The 14,897-nt window shown below is 67.3% G+C and carries 13 protein-coding genes; 6 read left to right on the top strand and 7 right to left on the bottom strand.

Annotation, left to right across the window (positions count from 1 at the left end; genetic code table 11):
* Positions 1–36: 36 nt before the first annotated feature.
* The gene (gene dnaB / locus IO33_RS0113965; protein WP_031164385.1) at positions 37–1,515 is read right to left on the bottom strand and encodes a replicative DNA helicase; all 1,479 of its coding nucleotides are present in this window, start codon (positions 1,513–1,515) and stop codon (positions 37–39) included.
* A gap of 481 nt (positions 1,516–1,996) precedes the next feature.
* Here dnaB and IO33_RS0113960 point away from each other — a divergent pair, with 481 nt between their 5' ends.
* Positions 1,997–3,334 (top strand): MATE family efflux transporter, encoded by a 1,338-nt coding sequence (locus tag IO33_RS0113960; RefSeq protein ID WP_031164384.1) that lies wholly within the window; start codon positions 1,997–1,999, stop codon positions 3,332–3,334.
* Positions 3,335–3,524: 190 nt separating this feature from the next.
* On the opposite strand, the gene rplI is transcribed toward IO33_RS0113960, so the two are convergent.
* From rplI to rpsF, 4 genes are all read right to left on the bottom strand, one after another.
* Positions 3,525–3,971 carry a 50S ribosomal protein L9 gene (gene rplI / locus IO33_RS0113955; RefSeq protein WP_031164383.1) on the bottom strand — a complete coding sequence of 149 codons (447 nt, stop codon included), beginning with the start codon at positions 3,969–3,971 and terminating at the stop codon, positions 3,525–3,527.
* A gap of 18 nt (positions 3,972–3,989) precedes the next feature.
* Positions 3,990–4,226 (bottom strand): 30S ribosomal protein S18, encoded by a 237-nt coding sequence (rpsR, locus tag IO33_RS0113950; protein WP_003949403.1) that lies wholly within the window; start codon positions 4,224–4,226, stop codon positions 3,990–3,992.
* Positions 4,227–4,283: 57 nt separating this feature from the next.
* A complete protein-coding gene (locus IO33_RS0113945; protein WP_031164382.1) occupies positions 4,284–4,862 on the bottom strand; it encodes a single-stranded DNA-binding protein in 579 nt (192 codons plus the stop codon).
* A 77-nt stretch (positions 4,863–4,939) separates the two neighbouring features.
* A complete protein-coding gene (gene rpsF, locus IO33_RS0113940) occupies positions 4,940–5,230 on the bottom strand; it encodes a 30S ribosomal protein S6 (protein WP_014673750.1) in 291 nt (96 codons plus the stop codon).
* 271 nt (positions 5,231–5,501) lie between these two features.
* Between rpsF and IO33_RS0113935 the strand changes: the two genes are divergently transcribed.
* The 3 genes from IO33_RS0113935 to IO33_RS0113925 all read left to right on the top strand — a co-directional run bounded on the left by IO33_RS0113935 (position 5,502) and on the right by IO33_RS0113925 (position 8,235).
* Positions 5,502–5,819, top strand: coding sequence for a hypothetical protein (locus IO33_RS0113935; RefSeq protein ID WP_031164377.1), 318 nt, complete (start codon positions 5,502–5,504; stop codon positions 5,817–5,819).
* A gap of 179 nt (positions 5,820–5,998) precedes the next feature.
* Positions 5,999–7,120 carry a peptidoglycan bridge formation glycyltransferase FemX gene (femX, locus tag IO33_RS0113930; RefSeq protein WP_031164375.1) on the top strand — a complete coding sequence of 374 codons (1,122 nt, stop codon included), beginning with the start codon at positions 5,999–6,001 and terminating at the stop codon, positions 7,118–7,120.
* Positions 7,121–7,203: 83 nt separating this feature from the next.
* Positions 7,204–8,235 (top strand): alanine racemase, encoded by a 1,032-nt coding sequence (locus IO33_RS0113925; RefSeq protein WP_031164373.1) that lies wholly within the window; start codon positions 7,204–7,206, stop codon positions 8,233–8,235.
* 78 nt (positions 8,236–8,313) lie between these two features.
* Here the strand turns inward: IO33_RS0113925 and IO33_RS0113920 are convergent, their stop codons facing one another.
* A complete protein-coding gene (locus IO33_RS0113920) occupies positions 8,314–9,849 on the bottom strand; it encodes a glycosyltransferase family 87 protein (protein ID WP_031164370.1) in 1,536 nt (511 codons plus the stop codon).
* A gap of 129 nt (positions 9,850–9,978) precedes the next feature.
* Complete coding sequence (locus IO33_RS0113915) at positions 9,979–12,657, bottom strand: transglycosylase domain-containing protein (RefSeq protein WP_390987466.1); 2,679 nt, start codon at positions 12,655–12,657, stop codon at positions 9,979–9,981.
* A gap of 398 nt (positions 12,658–13,055) precedes the next feature.
* On the opposite strand from IO33_RS0113915, the gene IO33_RS0113910 reads away from it, so the two are divergent.
* Together IO33_RS0113910 and IO33_RS0113905 are read left to right on the top strand one after the other, a co-directional pair.
* The gene (locus IO33_RS0113910) at positions 13,056–13,739 is read left to right on the top strand and encodes a PadR family transcriptional regulator (RefSeq protein ID WP_031164366.1); all 684 of its coding nucleotides are present in this window, start codon (positions 13,056–13,058) and stop codon (positions 13,737–13,739) included.
* Positions 13,740–13,782: 43 nt separating this feature from the next.
* Positions 13,783–14,865, top strand: coding sequence for an inositol-3-phosphate synthase (locus tag IO33_RS0113905; protein WP_031164364.1), 1,083 nt, complete (start codon positions 13,783–13,785; stop codon positions 14,863–14,865).
* Positions 14,866–14,897 lie beyond the last annotated feature (32 nt).

The following is a 14,897-nucleotide window of genomic DNA, read 5'->3' as shown; positions in this document are numbered from 1 at the left end:
GTTCGACCGATCGCCCCGGATCACCTGGTCGAGCGATCAGGTCTGCGCCATGTCCACGAAGCGGGAGTAGTGGCCCTGGAAGGCGACCGTGATGGTGGCGGTGGGGCCGTTTCGGTGCTTGGCCACGATCAGGTCGGCCTCGCCCGCGCGCGGGGACTCCTTCTCGTACGCGTCCTCGCGGTGCAGCAGGATCACCATGTCGGCGTCCTGCTCGATGGAGCCCGACTCACGCAGGTCGGAGACCATCGGCTTCTTGTCGGTGCGCTGCTCCGGGCCACGGTTGAGCTGGGAGAGCGCGATGACCGGGATCTCCAGTTCCTTCGCCAGCAGCTTGAGGTTACGGGACATGTCCGAGACCTCCTGCTGGCGGCTCTCGGCGCGCTTGGAGCCGCCGGACTGCATCAGCTGGAGATAGTCGATGACGACCAGCTTCAGGTCGTTGCGCTGCTTCAGGCGCCGGCACTTGGCACGGATCTCCATCATCGACAGGTTGGGAGAGTCGTCGATGTAGAGCGGCGCGGCCGAGACGTCCGGCATACGGCGGGCGAGCCTGGTCCAGTCCTCGTCGGTCATCGTGCCGGACCGCATGTGGTGCAGGGCGACCCGCGCCTCGGCGGACAGCAGACGCATCGCGATCTCGTTGCGGCCCATTTCGAGCGAGAAGATGACGCTCGGCAGGTTGTTCTTGATCGACGCGGCCCGCGCGAAGTCCAGCGCGAGCGTCGACTTACCCATGGCGGGGCGGGCCGCGATGACGATCATCTGGCCCGGATGCAGACCGTTCGTCAGCGAATCGAAGTCGGTGAAGCCGGTCGGCACACCGGTCATCTCGCCGCTGCGCGAGCCGATCGCCTCGATCTCGTCGAGGGCGCCTTCCATGATGTCGCCGAGCGGCAGATAGTCCTCGCTGGTGCGCTGCTCGGTGACGGCGTAGATCTCGGCCTGGGCGCTGTTGACGATTTCGTCGACGTCGCCGTCGGCGGCGTATCCCATCTGCGTGATACGCGTACCGGCTTCGACCAGGCGGCGCAGCACGGCCCGCTCGTGGACGATCTCCGCGTAGTACTCGGCGTTGGCCGCCGTCGGCACGGTCTGGACGAGAGTGTGCAGATACGCCGCTCCGCCGACCTTGTTGATCTCGCCGCGCTTGGTGAGTTCGGCCGCGATCGTGATGGGGTCGGCCGGCTCGCCCTTGGCGTAGACGTCCAGGATCGCCTGGTAGATCGTCTCGTGGGCGGGCTTGTAGAAGTCGTGGCCCTTGAGGATCTCGACGACGTCGGCGATGGCGTCCTTCGACAGCAGCATGCCGCCCAGCACCGACTGTTCGGCGTCCAGGTCCTGCGGCGGTACGCGCTCGAAGGAGGAGCCCCCGCCGTCCCAGGAGGCGTTCTCCCGGCCCCGGTCGTGCTGTTCCTCACGACCCCGGCCGCTGTCACCGCGTCGGCGGGAGGCCGGCAGACGATCACTGGGTCCGGCGTCGGCCCACGGATCGTCCAAGGGCTCGGAAATGCTCACCGAGCCACCTCCTCCCGTCCGCAGGGCGGACCTCGCCGTGTCCTCTGTTGTACGGCACGGCACTGACAAATGAGACGCCCAACTCCGGTTCCGGCGCGTCGGGTTTGTGACGATTCCAGGGCCGGAGGAAGGACGCTTCCCAGGCCTGGGGAAGGAGCGGGCGCCGGACCACGGTAGGCCTGTCGGCACCGTCAGCCAATCTGGTTATCCACAGGCCATGTGGACGACGGCCCGGATGCTGTGGAGAACTCACCGAAACCTGTGCACGACACGGTGGACAGCCCTGTGAACAAGCCCTCCATCCCACTCCAAAGATCGCGCTGACCTGCATCTTTGCCGTCCACCGGCTGTGCAGAAGAAAAACTTTCCCAGTCGGACCAAGATCCTGTCGAACGGTGCGCGAAAGGACACACACCCAGAAGGTAAGTAAGGGTCACTCATCGGTTGCATCGCTTACCTGTGGACGATTAGATTAGTGTGCATGACACAGGCCCCCGTGCTACCCGAGGCCACACCCCGGCGGCATGACAGAGAGATCGTCGCCCTGGCCGTCCCGGCCTTCGGCGCGCTCGTCGCCGAGCCCCTCTTCGTCATGGCGGACAGTGCGATCGTCGGCCATCTCGGGACCGCTCAGCTCGCCGGTCTCGGCGTCGCCTCGGCCCTCCTCACCACCGCGGTGAGCGTTTTCGTCTTCCTCGCTTACGCGACCACCGCCGCCGTGGCCCGGCGCGTCGGCGCCGGCGATCTACCGTCGGCCATTCGCCAGGGCATGGACGGCATCTGGCTGGCACTGCTGCTCGGCATCGCCGTCATCACCGTCGTTCTTCCGCTGGCACCCGGCATCGTGGACCTCTTCGGCGCCTCCACGACTGCGGCTCCCCACGCCACAACGTATCTGCGCATCTCCTCGCTGGGCATCCCGGCCATGCTCATCGTCCTCGCCGCCACCGGAGTGCTCCGCGGACTGCAGGACACCAGAACTCCGCTCTATGTAGCTGTCGCAGGCTTCGTCGCCAACGGCGCACTCAATGCAGGGCTCGTCTACGGCGCCGGACTCGGCATCGCCGGTTCCGCCTGGGGCACGGTCATAGCTCAGTGCGGCATGGCAGCCGTTTATCTGACCGTGGTCGTCCGCGGGGCCCGTCGGCACGGGGCCTCCCTGCGCCCCGATGCCGCCGGCATCAAGGCCTCGGCCCAGGCAGGCGTCCCGCTCCTGGTCCGTACGCTGTCACTGCGGGCGATCCTGATGATCGCGACGGCGGTCGCAGCACATCTGGGCGACGCCGACATCGCCGCCCATCAGATCATCCTGTCCCTGTGGAGTCTGCTGGCCTTCGCTCTCGACGCGATAGCGATCGCGGGACAGGCCATCATCGGCCGCTACCTCGGCGCGAACGACGTCCAAGGAGCACGTGAGGCCTGTCGTCGCATGGTCCAGTGGGGCATCGCGACCGGAGTGGTTCTCGGCCTGCTCGTGGTGGCCGCCCGGCCGCTCTTCCTGCCCCTGTTCACCAGCGACTCCGTGGTCAAGGACACAGCGCTGCCCGCGCTGCTCATGGTGGCGCTCTCGCAACCCGTCTGCGGGATGGTCTTCGTGCTGGACGGAGTGCTGATGGGCGCGGGCGACGGTCCCTACCTGGCCTGGGCCATGGTCATCACCCTCGCGGTGTTCGCTCCCGTCGCCCTGCTCGTCCCCACGTTCGGCGGGGGACTCACCGCGCTGTGGGCTGCGATGACCCTCATGATGACCATCCGCATGCTGACCCTGTGGCTGCGCACCCGCTCGGGTCGCTGGATCGTCACGGGCGCAACCCGGTGACGGGCGCCAACCCCGGGGCGGGGCGCAACCCGGCGACCGTTTCACGTGAAACAGGCCGGCTGTCGCGTTTCACGTGAAACACCCGCCCTTCTCCGCGCCGCGCCTGGGCCAGCCCACCCCGCTGACGTAAAAGGGGCCGCACCTTCACAGGTGCGGCCCCTTTCAGAGCTGCTCAAGCAGAACGCGGCAATCAGCCCGCGACGACCTCGATGTTGACCTTGGCGGCAACCTCGGGGTGCAGACGCACGGACGTCTCGTGGCCGCCCAGGGTCTTGATCGGGGCGGACAGCTCGATGCGGCGCTTGTCGACCTCGGGGCCACCGGAAGCCTTGATCGCGGACGCGATGTCGGCCGGGGTGACGGAACCGAAGAGACGGCCGGAGTCGCCGGAGCGGACGGCCAGACGGACCTTCACGCCCTCGAGCTGGGCCTTGACCTGGTTGGCCTGCTCGATGGTCTGGATCTCGTGGATCTTGCGAGCACGACGGATCTGCTCGACGTCCTTCTCGCCACCCTTGGTCCAGCGGATAGCGAACTTCCGCGGGATGAGGTAGTTGCGAGCGTAACCGTCCTTGACGTCGACGACATCGCCGGCGGCACCGAGGCCAGTGACCTCGTGGGTGAGGATGATCTTCATTTGTCGGTCACCCTTCCCTTAGCGCGCGGTGGACGTGTAGGGCAGCAGCGCCATCTCACGGCTGTTCTTCACGGCCGTGGCGACGTCACGCTGGTGCTGCGTGCAGTTGCCGGTCACGCGGCGGGCACGGATCTTGCCGCGGTCGGAAATGAACTTCCGCAGCATGTTCGTGTCCTTGTAGTCCACGTACGTGACCTTGTCCTTGCAGAAAGCGCAGACCTTCTTCTTCGGCTTGCGCACAGGCGGCTTCGCCATGGTGTTTCTCCTGTGTGATCAAGAAGTTGGGGTACGACCCACCCTTGGCCCGGGGACCTAGAAGGGGGGCTCGTCCGAGTAGCCGCCACCGCCGCCGGAGCCTCCGCCCCAGCCGCCGCCACCCTGCTGGCCACCGGCGGGAGCGCCGGTCGCCCACGGGTCGTCGGCCGGAGCGCCGCCGCCCTGCTGGCCGCCACCGGGGCCTCCGCCCCAGCTGCCGCCCTGCTGGCCGCCACCGCCGCCGTAACCACCCTGGCCACCGCGAGCGCCACCGGCGGTCTTGGTGACCTTGGCCGTGGCGTTGCGCAGGCTGGGGCCGACTTCCTCGACGTCCAGCTCGTAGACCGTGCGCTTGACGCCCTCACGGTCCTCGTAGGACCGCTGCTTCAGCCGGCCCTGCACGATGACGCGCATGCCTCGCTGGAGCGACTCGGCGACGTTCTCCGCCGCCTGACGCCAGACCGAGCAGGTCAGGAACAGGCTCTCGCCGTCCTTCCACTCGTTCGTCTGACGGTCGAAGGTGCGGGGAGTGGACGCGACGCGGAACTTCGCGACCGCCGCACCGGAGGGGGTGAAGCGCAGCTCGGGGTCGTCGACAAGATTGCCGATGACCGTGATGACGGTCTCGCCTGCCATGGGGAACCTCTCGGCGGGTTTGCAGCTCTGGCTGCTTGCTGGCTACTCGAATCCCGAGATCAGCTGAGCGGGAGAGCTCAGTGGGTCTCGGGGCGGAGGACCTTGGTCCGGAGGACCGACTCGTTCAGGTTCATCTGGCGGTCGAGCTCCTTGACGACCGCAGGCTCGGCCTGCAGGTCGATGACCGAGTAGATGCCCTCGGGCTTCTTCTTGATCTCGTAGGCGAGACGACGACGGCCCCAGGTGTCGACCTTCTCAACCTTGCCGCCGCCGTCACGGACGACGGACAGGAAGTTCTCGATCAGCGGGGAGACAGCACGCTCCTCGAGATCGGGGTCGAGGATGACCATCACCTCGTAGTGACGCATGTGGAACCCACCTCCTTTGGACTCAGCGGCCACGGTCGTTCCGTGGCAGGAGGGTTGTGATGCGTACGCAACGGTATCGGCCACCACTGACAATCGGGGTCTTGAGAGGATCCCGCAGTGTTACCTGGGCAGGCGTGGGCAGACACCAGTGCAGACGGTACAGACTACCCGCACACCCGCTTCCGGTTGAAATCCGGGCGTGAAGCCCCTCACCCTGTACACGTCGGGTGTGTACGGCGCTACTATGCGCCGCCTTCCGCAGGAGGTGCCCATGGCACAGACATTGCATCCCAACGTCGCCGGATCCCTCTTCGCCACGGACGGCAAGGCCCGTCCGCTGCAGGACACGCTGATGGCGGTGACCTTCGTCCTCGGCGTGCTGTCCTTCGTCACGTCCTTCTTCCACGGCCTCCACCTGCTCAGCTCGTGGACGGGTCTGGTGGGTCTTGCCGTCGGCATCTACGGCCAGTGGATCTCGGTGACGACTCGGGAGCGATTCGTTCTGATCCTGGGTCTCGGCGCTGCGGGAGTCGGTTTCCTGATCAGCATGGCGAACGGCGGACTGTTCGGCGGACTCATCGGCAGCTGACCGCCGGACGGCATCGTCCACGCCGTCTTTTCGAACACCGCGGACCGTCCTGGTCGCCCGTCCGGCCGGGTTAAGGCCCGTACGCCCAGTCGGGGCGCTCGCACGGCGCAGTAGGCTTCGGCGCGAGAGCCGGAGCCCCTGAACCCATGGGGACACACCAGCCCGAGGAGCGCCCCGACATGAGCCTGACCCTGAGGACCATCAGCCGCGAGCAACATCTGGCGTACATCCAGAGCCTGCCGTCGGCGAGCCACATGCAGGTCCCGGCCTGGGCCGACGTCAAGGCGGAGTGGCGCTCCGAGAACCTGGGCTGGTTCGACGAACGCACCGGCGAGATGGTCGGCGCGGGCCTGGTCCTCTACCGCCAGCTGCCCAAGATCAAGCGCTACCTCGCCTACCTCCCCGAGGGCCCGGTCATCAACTGGTTCGCGCCGAATCTCGACGACTGGATCCAGCCGATGCTGGCGCACCTGAAGCAGCAGGGCGCCTTCTCGGTGAAGATGGGCCCGCCGGTGATCATCCGGCGCTGGAACGCCGAGACCATCAAAAAGGGCATCCAGGACCAGGACGTGAAGCGGCTGCGCGACATGGAGGCCGACTTCATCGAGCCGCGTGCCTTCGAGGTGGCCGACAAGCTGCGCCGCATGGGCTGGCAGCAGGGCGAGGACGGCGGTGCCGGCTTCGGTGACGTGCAGCCGCGCTATGTCTTCCAGGTGCCGCTGGCCAACCGCTCCCTGGAAGAGGTCCACAAGAACTTCAACCAGCTGTGGCGCCGCAACATCAAGAAGGCCGAGAAGGCCGGCGTCGAGGTCGTCCAGGGCGGCTACCAGGACCTGGCCGAGTGGCAGCGGCTCTACGAGATCACCGCGGTGCGTGACCACTTCCGGCCCCGCCCGCTGTCGTACTTCCAGCGCATGTGGACGGCCCTCAACACCGAGGACCCGAACCGGATGCGGCTGTACTTCGCCCGCCACAACGGCGTGAACCTGTCCGCGGCGACGATGCTGATCGTGGGCGGGCACGTCTGGTACTCCTACGGCGCCTCCGACAACATCGGCCGTGAGGTCCGGCCCTCGAACGCGATGCAGTGGCGGATGCTGCGCGACGCCTACGCGCTCGGCGGCACCGTCTACGACCTGCGCGGCATCTCCGACTCACTGGACGAGACGGACCACCTCTTCGGTCTGATCCAGTTCAAGGTCGGCACCGGCGGGCAGGCCGCCGAGTACCTCGGCGAGTGGGACTTCCCGCTGAACAAGCTGCTCCACAAGGCGCTCGACATCTACATGTCGCGCCGCTGAGCCGCGGACGTTTGATTCCATAGGCTTCACAGCGTTCACACCTCTGATACACCGCAGCCACGAGAAAGGGCCAGGGTCCGGCCATGGCGCTCACGCTCTACGTCGACACCGCGCGCTGGCGGGCGCACCACAAGCACGTGCACGAGCAGTTCCCGGGTCTTGTCCCGGTCTGCAAGGGCAACGGCTACGGCTTCGGGCACGAACGGCTGGCCGAGGAGGCCACGCGGCTGGGCGCGGACCTGCTCGCGGTCGGCACGACGTACGAGGCCGCGCGTATCAAGGACTTCTTCGGCGGTGATCTGCTGGTGCTGACGCCGTACCGGCGCGGCGAGGAGCCCGTACCGCTGCCCGACCGGGTGGTGCGCTCGGTGTCGTCGGTCGACGGCGTCTACGGCCTCGTCGGCGCGCGGGTCGTCATCGAGGTGATGTCCTCGATGAAGCGCCACGGCATCAGCGAGCAGGACCTGCCGCAGCTGCACCAGGCGATCGAGAACGTCCGGCTGGAGGGCTTCGCCATCCATCTGCCGCTGGACCGCACCGACGGCTCGGACGCCGTCGAGGAGGTCATCGGCTGGATGGACCGGCTGCGCGCGGCCCGGCTGCCGCTGCACACGATGTTCGTCAGCCACCTCAAGGCCGATGAACTCGCCCGCCTCCAGCAGCAGTTCCCGCAGACCCGGTTCCGCGCCCGCATCGGCACGCGGCTGTGGCTGGGGGACCACGAGGCGACCGAGTACCACGGCGCCGTCCTGGACGTCACGCGCGTGGCCAAGGGCGACCGGTTCGGCTACCGGCAGCAGAAGGCGGCCTCCGACGGCTACCTGGTGGTCGTGGCGGGCGGTACGTCACACGGGGTGGGCCTGGAGGCCCCGAAGGCCCTGCACGGCGTCATGCCGCGCGCCAAGGGCGTCGCCCGGGCCGGCCTCGCCACGGTGAACCGGAACCTTTCTCCGTTCGTCTGGGGCGGCAAGCAGCGCTGGTTCGCCGAGCCGCCGCACATGCAGGTGTCGATCCTCTTCGTCCCCGCGGACGCCCCGGAGCCGAAGGTCGGCGACGAGCTGGTGGCCCATCTGCGGCACACCACCACGCAGTTCGACCGCCTCGTGGACCGCTGAGCCGGTCGAGAACAGCGAGAAGGCCGTACACGCAGCGTGCGTGTACGGCCTCTTTCATGCCTTCCGCCGGACGTTCGCTCAGAGCGAACGGTCCTCGGGGGAGGGCGGGGCGCCCGGCCTGCCCCAGTCCACCTGAGGGCCGTCGAAGTGGGCGGCGTGCCGCGGCGGATGGGCTGCCGCGCCGAGCACGAAGACGTCCTCCGCGCCGTCGAGCACCCCGCCCGAAGGGTCGTCGTCCCCCGACCGGCGCACCACGTCCCGCTCCGGCATGAGGATGTCCCGTACGACGACGGCGCACAGGTAGAGCGTGCCCACCAGGTGCAGCACGATCGACCACTGATAGCCGTGCGTCGGCAGGCCCTTGTGGGCGTCTCCGCTGGTCGTGTACGCGAGATACATCCAGATGCCCAGGAAGTACGCCACCTCGCAGGCCTGCCAGATGAGGAAGTCACGCCACTTGGGCCGGGCGAGGACGGCCAGCGGCACCAGCCACAGGACGTACTGCGGTGAGTAGACCTTGTTGGTGAGGATGAAGGCCGCCACCATCAGGAAGGCCAGCTGGGCGAAGCGCGGCCGGCGCGGCGCGGTGAACGTCAGCGCGGCGATGCCGAGGAAGCACAGCACCACCAGGACCAGGGCAGCGGTGTTCACAAAGCCGGTGCCGGGTGGGTTGCTGGAGTTCTGCGCCCAGATCAGCCAGAACGAGCCGAAGTCGACGCCCCGTTCCTGGCTGAACGTGTAGAACTTCGACCAGCCCTGGAAGGCGAAGAGCATCACCGGCAGGTTCACCACGAGCCAGGCGATCGCCGTGGCGCCCACGGCCTGGGCGTACTCGCGCCACTTACCGGCTCGCCAGCACAGCACGAGCAGCGGGGCGAGCAGGAACACGGGATAGAGCTTGGCGGCCGTGGCGAGGCCCAGGAGGAGGCCGAAGGCGACGGGACGGCTGCGGGACCACATCAGCATCGCCGCGGCCGTGAGCGCCACGGCCAGCAGATCCCAGTTGATGGTCGCGGTGAGCGCCAAAGCAGGCGCCAGGGCCACCAGCAGGCCGTCCCAGGGGCGCCGGCGGTGGGTGCGGACCACGCACACGGCGATGACGGCCGCGCACACCATCAGCATCCCGGCGTTGACGAACCAGTACCACTGCTCCTGGTGCTGGAGGGTGCCGCTGTGCGGGGTCAGCCAGGACGCCACCTCCATGAACACTCCGGTGAGCACCGGGTATTCGAGGTAGTCCATGTCACCCGAGAGCTTGTCGAAGTACGGCACGAGATGATCGGCGAAGCCGCGCCCCTGATAGAGGTGCGGGATGTCCGAGTAGCAGGCGTGCGTGTACTGACTGCTCGCGCCGAAGAACCAGGCGCTGTGGTAGCAGGGCGCCTTCTGCACCAGGCCGAGGGCGAACATGCCGATCGCCACCAGTGCGACAACCCGTACGGGGGTCCACCAGGAGGTCCCGGGCAGGGCGCGCCGCCCCAGGGGTCCGCCGATCAGCTCACTGCCGGCCCGGGCGATCTCGTCCTCACTGGTCGGTCGCACGGGCTCTGCCGTGACGGGCCGCACGGGCTCGGGCTCGTGCCTGCTCGCGGGCGTCATCTCTGCACTGGGCATGGGGCACATCCTGCCGTACCTGCCTAGGAAAGCGCCGAGGGCCGCCGCACCTGGTAGGTGCGGCGGCCCATGTTTCACGTGAAACGGTCGCGGCGGGCGAAAGGGGCGCCAACCGGTCAGGCTCGGCGGCTAACCGTTCTGACCTCCGAAGATGCCTCCGTTGCCGTTGCCATTACCTCGGGTGGTGCCGGCGGTGCCGGTCGTATCCGTGGGGGTGGGGGTCGGAACGGTCCCCCCGTCGGTCCCACCCGTGTCCGTGCCACCGTTGCCGTTGCCGTTGGTGTTGCCGTTGCCGCTGCAGTCGTTGCCCCAGCTCCACTGGCAGGTGTCGCTCGCCGACGGGGACGGAGATGTGGCCGTGGCGCTGGGCGTCGGGCTCGGCGAGGTGCTCGGCGTCGGGCTCGGGGTGATGGTGACGCTCGGGGTCGGGGACGGGGCGCCCGCCTCGTCCTCCACATTGCCGATCGGAGTGGCCTCCGGGAAGGGGAGGTCGTTCTGACTCCTCAGCGCGGCCCTCATGTACTCGGTCCACACCGACGTCGGGATGTCACCACCGTGGATCGACGGGACGCCTGCTGTGCCGTTCATGGACAGCAGCTCGTGGTCCTTCGGGTTCTCACGGAACATCGCCACCGAGGTGGACAGCGTCCGGGTGTAGCCGACGAACCAGGCCGACTTGTTGCTGTCGGTGGTACCGGTCTTGCCCGCCGCCGTACGACCCAGCGCCTTGGCGTTCTGACCCGTACCGTTCTGGATCACGTTCTGCAGGACGTCCGTGACGTTGTTCGCCACGTTGGCCGGGATCGCCGGGGTGACCTGCGGCTTGCTGAAGCCCTGCAGGTCCACGCCGTCCTTCTTCACCTCGGTCACCGAATACGGGTCCGCGTGCTTGCCGGACGCCGCGAAGGTCGCGTACGCGTCGGCCATGCGGATCGCGCTCGGGGTCGAGGTGCCGATGGCGAAGGACGGGTTGAGCGTGGAGAAGCTGTCCTTCAGGATGCCGGACGCCTGGGCGACGTCCCGCACATGCGTCAGCCCCACATCTACACCGAGCTGCACGAACGGCGTGTTGACGGACTGCTCCATCGCCTTACGCAGACTGATATAGCCCCACTTGTAGTGGCTTTCGTTGTTCTGGTAGAAGACCGAGTTGTCCTTGTTGAGGAAGGGCGACCCATCGGGCCTGGTCACCTTGAGGTGATCGTTGCCGTTGTACTTGCTCAGCGGCGAGATGCCCTGTCCGTCGGACTTGTAGGTCCCGTACTCCATGGCCGCGGCCAGCACGAACGGCTTCCATGTCGAACCGACCGGCACACCCGAGGTGTCGGCGTTGTTCGTGAAGTGGCCGTTCTCGTAGCCGTCACCGCCGTAGAGGGCGACGATCGCGCCGTCTTCGGGCTTCACCGACGCCGCACCGAACTGGACGTACTTGTCCAGGTCACGGCGTTTGGGATCGATCCGCTGCTTCTGGATCTTCTTCACGGCCGCGGTCAGCTCGTTGACCTTCTTCTTGTCGAAGGTCGTCCTGATCTGGTAGCCGCCCTGGTCGAACTGTGCCTCCGTGATGTCGGAGTGGGCGAGGACGTACTTCTTCGCCGTGTCGACCAGGTAGCTGATCTGGCCGGTCATGCCCTTGGTCGCCTTGCGGCCCTGGGGAACGGGGTACTTCTTGGTGGCCGTCACGTACTGGGCGTCGGTCAGGTGGTGATCGTTGTGCATCTGCTCGAGGATCCACTTCCAGCGTTCCTGTGAGCGCTGGGTGTTGGCCTTCTGCGTGGCCGTGGGGTCGAGGTCGGCGTTGCCTGCCGGGTCGAAGTACGTCGGGCCCTTGAGCAGCGCCGCGAGCACCGCGCACTCGCTCGGCGTGAGGTCCACCGCGTTCTTGCCGTAGTACGTCTGCGCGGCCGCCTGGATGCCGTAAGCACCTCGTCCGAAGTACGAGGTGTTCAGATAGCCCTGGAGGATCTGCTTCTTTTTGAGCTTCGTCCCCACCTTGATGGAGATGAACATCTCCTTGAACTTACGGGTGAGCGTCTGCTGCTGGCTCAGGTAGGTGTTCTTGACGTACTGCTGGGTGATCGTCGAGCCACCCTGGGTCTGCCCACCCCGCGCCATGTTGACCACGGCTCGCGCGATGCCCATGGGGTCGACGCCCGAGTCCTGGTAGAAGCTCTTGTTCTCGGCCGAGATCACGGCCCACTGCATGGCCTCGGGAATCTGGTCGATGCTGACGTTCTGCCGGTTGACGCCCGTGCCCGTCGCCACCATCTGTTTGCCGTCGGCCCAGTAGTAGACGTTGTTCTGGGACTTGGCCGCGTCGTTCTCGTTGGGGATCGAGACCATCGCGTAGCCCACGCCCACCATGGCCACCAGGCTGCCGACGAAGCCGATGAACAGCCCGGAGGTGAGCTTCCAGGAGGGCACCCAGCGGCGCCATCCGTACTTTTCGGCCCGGGGGTAGTCGATCAACCGCTTCTTGCCGGGTGCGGTCGACGCACGGCCCCTGCCGCGTCCGGGCCCGGCCGGGCCACCGCGCCGGCCGCCCGGACCCTCGGTGTCGGGGCCTCTGCGGCGGCCGCCTCTCTGCGCGGCCCGGCGCGCCTCGGCACGGCCGCCATAGGCGCGCTCTTCACCTCCTGGACCATTGGGACCCGACCCATAGGAACTGGACCCATAGGAGTCGGTTGGGGACTCGGTGGCGCCCCGCGGTGCCGCACGGCGACCGGAGGGTGAGCCGGACTGACCGCGTCGGGCCGCGGCACGTCCGCCTCCCTGCGGCTGCGGCGGTTTGCGACGGTGCTCGCTCATCGAACGATTACTCCTCGGGCAGGCGCACCCGTGCGCGCCTGGAACGGCGGCTGGTTTCCGGTCCCCCCGGAGTACGGATGTGGTCGGTTCGGCATTCACCCGTACTGCACCGGGGACGACGACGCTCCCCGGGCGTCACTTGGTTCCCGGTGGTGTGCATGCCGCACAGACTACGCATCGCCAAAACCCGCCGAGTCCTGATGTTCACCCCAAACCGTGCAACTTGCCTCGTATGAATCGGTGATGTGATCCCGTTCACGACCGTCCCTCTTGTCGCCCGTGGAAGGCCGTTCTATCGTCGTGATGTATCGAGTCGATACATCAGCGCGAGATAAAGAAGCGCTGAGAGGTGCGGAGAGACCCGCGGGAGCGATCAGCGGGACCGAGAGGAGGCGACGATGAGCCGACGTTCCGGCATCCTCGAGTTCGCCGTGCTCGGTCTGCTGCGCGAGTCCCCGATGCACGGCTATGAGCTGCGCAAACGACTCAACACGTCCCTGGGTGTGTTCCGGGCGTTCAGCTACGGAACCCTGTATCCCTGCCTCAAGACGCTGGTCACCAACGGCTGGCTGATCGAGGAACCGGGCAGCACCCACGAGGACGCCCTCGCCGCTCCGCTCGCCGGCCGCCGCGCCAAGATCGTCTACCGGCTGACGGCGGAAGGGAAGGAGCACTTCGAGGACCTGCTCTCGCAGACCGGCCCCGACGCGTATGAGGACGAACATTTCGCCGCACGTTTCGCCTTCTTCGGGCAGACGTCACGCGATGTGCGCATGCGCGTACTGGAGGGCCGTCGCAGCCGTCTGGAGGAGCGTCTGGAGAAGATGCGCTCCTCCCTGGCGCGCACGCGGGAGCGTCTCGACGACTACACACTCGAGCTCCAGCGCCACGGAATGGAGTCCGTGGAGCGCGAAGTGCGCTGGCTGAACGAGCTCATCGAGAGCGAGCGGGCCGGGCGGGACCTGAAGGGTTCCGCGTCCGGGGGATCCGCTCAGCAGGACACCACCACTGGATCGACGGGCGGCCTGCCCCGTCCCGGGGAGAACCCCCGGACGGATCCGCCCGGCGACACCGCCACGTGAGACCCAGTCAGGGCCTCACTCGTACACACAGGGAGCAACCGGAATGGGTTCGGTTCGCGTAGCCATCGTCGGCGTGGGCAACTGCGCCGCGTCGCTGGTGCAGGGAGTCGAGTACTACAAGGACGCCGACCCGGCGTCCAAGGTCCCCGGCCTGATGCACGTGCAGTTCGGTGACTACCACGTCAAGGACGTCGAGTTCGTCGCCGCCTTCGACGTGGACGCCAAGAAGGTCGGCCTCGACCTCGCGGACGCGATCGGCGCCTCCGAGAACAACACCATCAAGATCTGCGACGTGCCCAGCACCGGTGTCACCGTCCAGCGCGGCCACACCCTCGACGGCCTCGGCAAGTACTACCGCCAGACCATCGAGGAGTCCGACGCCGCGCCGGTCGACGTCGTCCAGATCCTGAAGGACAAGCAGGTCGACGTCCTGGTCTGCTACCTGCCGGTCGGCTCCGAGGACGCGGCGAAGTTCTACGCCCAGTGCGCCATCGACGCCAAGGTCGCCTTCGTCAACGCCCTCCCGGTCTTCATCGCCGGCACCAAGGAGTGGGCCGACAAGTTCACCGAGGCCGGTGTGCCGATCGTCGGTGACGACATCAAGTCCCAGGTCGGCGCCACCATCACGCACCGCGTCATGGCGAAGCTGTTCGAGGACCGGGGTGTCATCCTCGACCGCACGATGCAGCTGAACGTCGGCGGCAACATGGACTTCAAGAACATGCTCGAGCGCGAGCGCCTGGAGTCCAAGAAGATCTCCAAGACGCAGGCCGTCACCTCGCAGATCCCCGACCGGGACCTCGGCGAGAAGAACGTCCACATCGGCCCGTCCGACTACGTGGCCTGGCTGGACGACCGCAAGTGGGCCTACGTCCGCCTCGAGGGCCGTGCCTTCGGTGACGTTCCGCTGAACCTGGAGTACAAGCTCGAGGTCTGGGACTCCCCGAACTCCGCGGGTGTCATCATCGACGCCCTGCGCGCCGCGAAGATCGCCAAGGACCGCGGCATCGGCGGCCCGATCCTGTCGGCGTCCTCGTACTTCATGAAGTCCCCGCCGGTCCAGTACTTCGACGACGAGGCCCGCGAGAACGTCGAGAAGTTCATCCGCGGCGAGGTCGAGCGCTAAGTCGCCCCACGGCGACCGCTCGCACCAGAACG

Source organism: Streptomyces durhamensis, assembly GCF_000725475.1.
Lineage (GTDB): Bacteria > Actinomycetota > Actinomycetes > Streptomycetales > Streptomycetaceae > Streptomyces > Streptomyces filipinensis.
Note: the sequence above shows the minus strand (reverse complement) of the source record. Positions and strands in the feature narration are given on the sequence as shown.

Excerpts from the sequence above, each read along its gene's own strand:
- IO33_RS0113960 (WP_031164384.1), top strand. The coding sequence starts at position 1,997 with ATGACACAGGCCCCCGTGCTACCCGAGGCCACACCCCGGCGGCATGAC.
- rplI (WP_031164383.1), bottom strand. The coding sequence starts at position 3,971 with ATGAAGATCATCCTCACCCACGAGGTCACTGGCCTCGGTGCCGCCGGC.
- rpsR (WP_003949403.1), bottom strand. The coding sequence starts at position 4,226 with ATGGCGAAGCCGCCTGTGCGCAAGCCGAAGAAGAAGGTCTGCGCTTTC.
- IO33_RS0113945 (WP_031164382.1), bottom strand. The coding sequence starts at position 4,862 with ATGGCAGGCGAGACCGTCATCACGGTCATCGGCAATCTTGTCGACGAC.
- rpsF (WP_014673750.1), bottom strand. The coding sequence starts at position 5,230 with ATGCGTCACTACGAGGTGATGGTCATCCTCGACCCCGATCTCGAGGAG.
- IO33_RS0113935 (WP_031164377.1), top strand. The coding sequence starts at position 5,502 with ATGGCACAGACATTGCATCCCAACGTCGCCGGATCCCTCTTCGCCACG.
- femX (WP_031164375.1), top strand. The coding sequence starts at position 5,999 with ATGAGCCTGACCCTGAGGACCATCAGCCGCGAGCAACATCTGGCGTAC.
- IO33_RS0113925 (WP_031164373.1), top strand. The coding sequence starts at position 7,204 with ATGGCGCTCACGCTCTACGTCGACACCGCGCGCTGGCGGGCGCACCAC.
- IO33_RS0113920 (WP_031164370.1), bottom strand. The coding sequence starts at position 9,849 with ATGCCCAGTGCAGAGATGACGCCCGCGAGCAGGCACGAGCCCGAGCCC.
- IO33_RS0113915 (WP_390987466.1), bottom strand. The coding sequence starts at position 12,657 with ATGAGCGAGCACCGTCGCAAACCGCCGCAGCCGCAGGGAGGCGGACGT.
- IO33_RS0113910 (WP_031164366.1), top strand. The coding sequence starts at position 13,056 with ATGAGCCGACGTTCCGGCATCCTCGAGTTCGCCGTGCTCGGTCTGCTG.
- IO33_RS0113905 (WP_031164364.1), top strand. The coding sequence starts at position 13,783 with ATGGGTTCGGTTCGCGTAGCCATCGTCGGCGTGGGCAACTGCGCCGCG.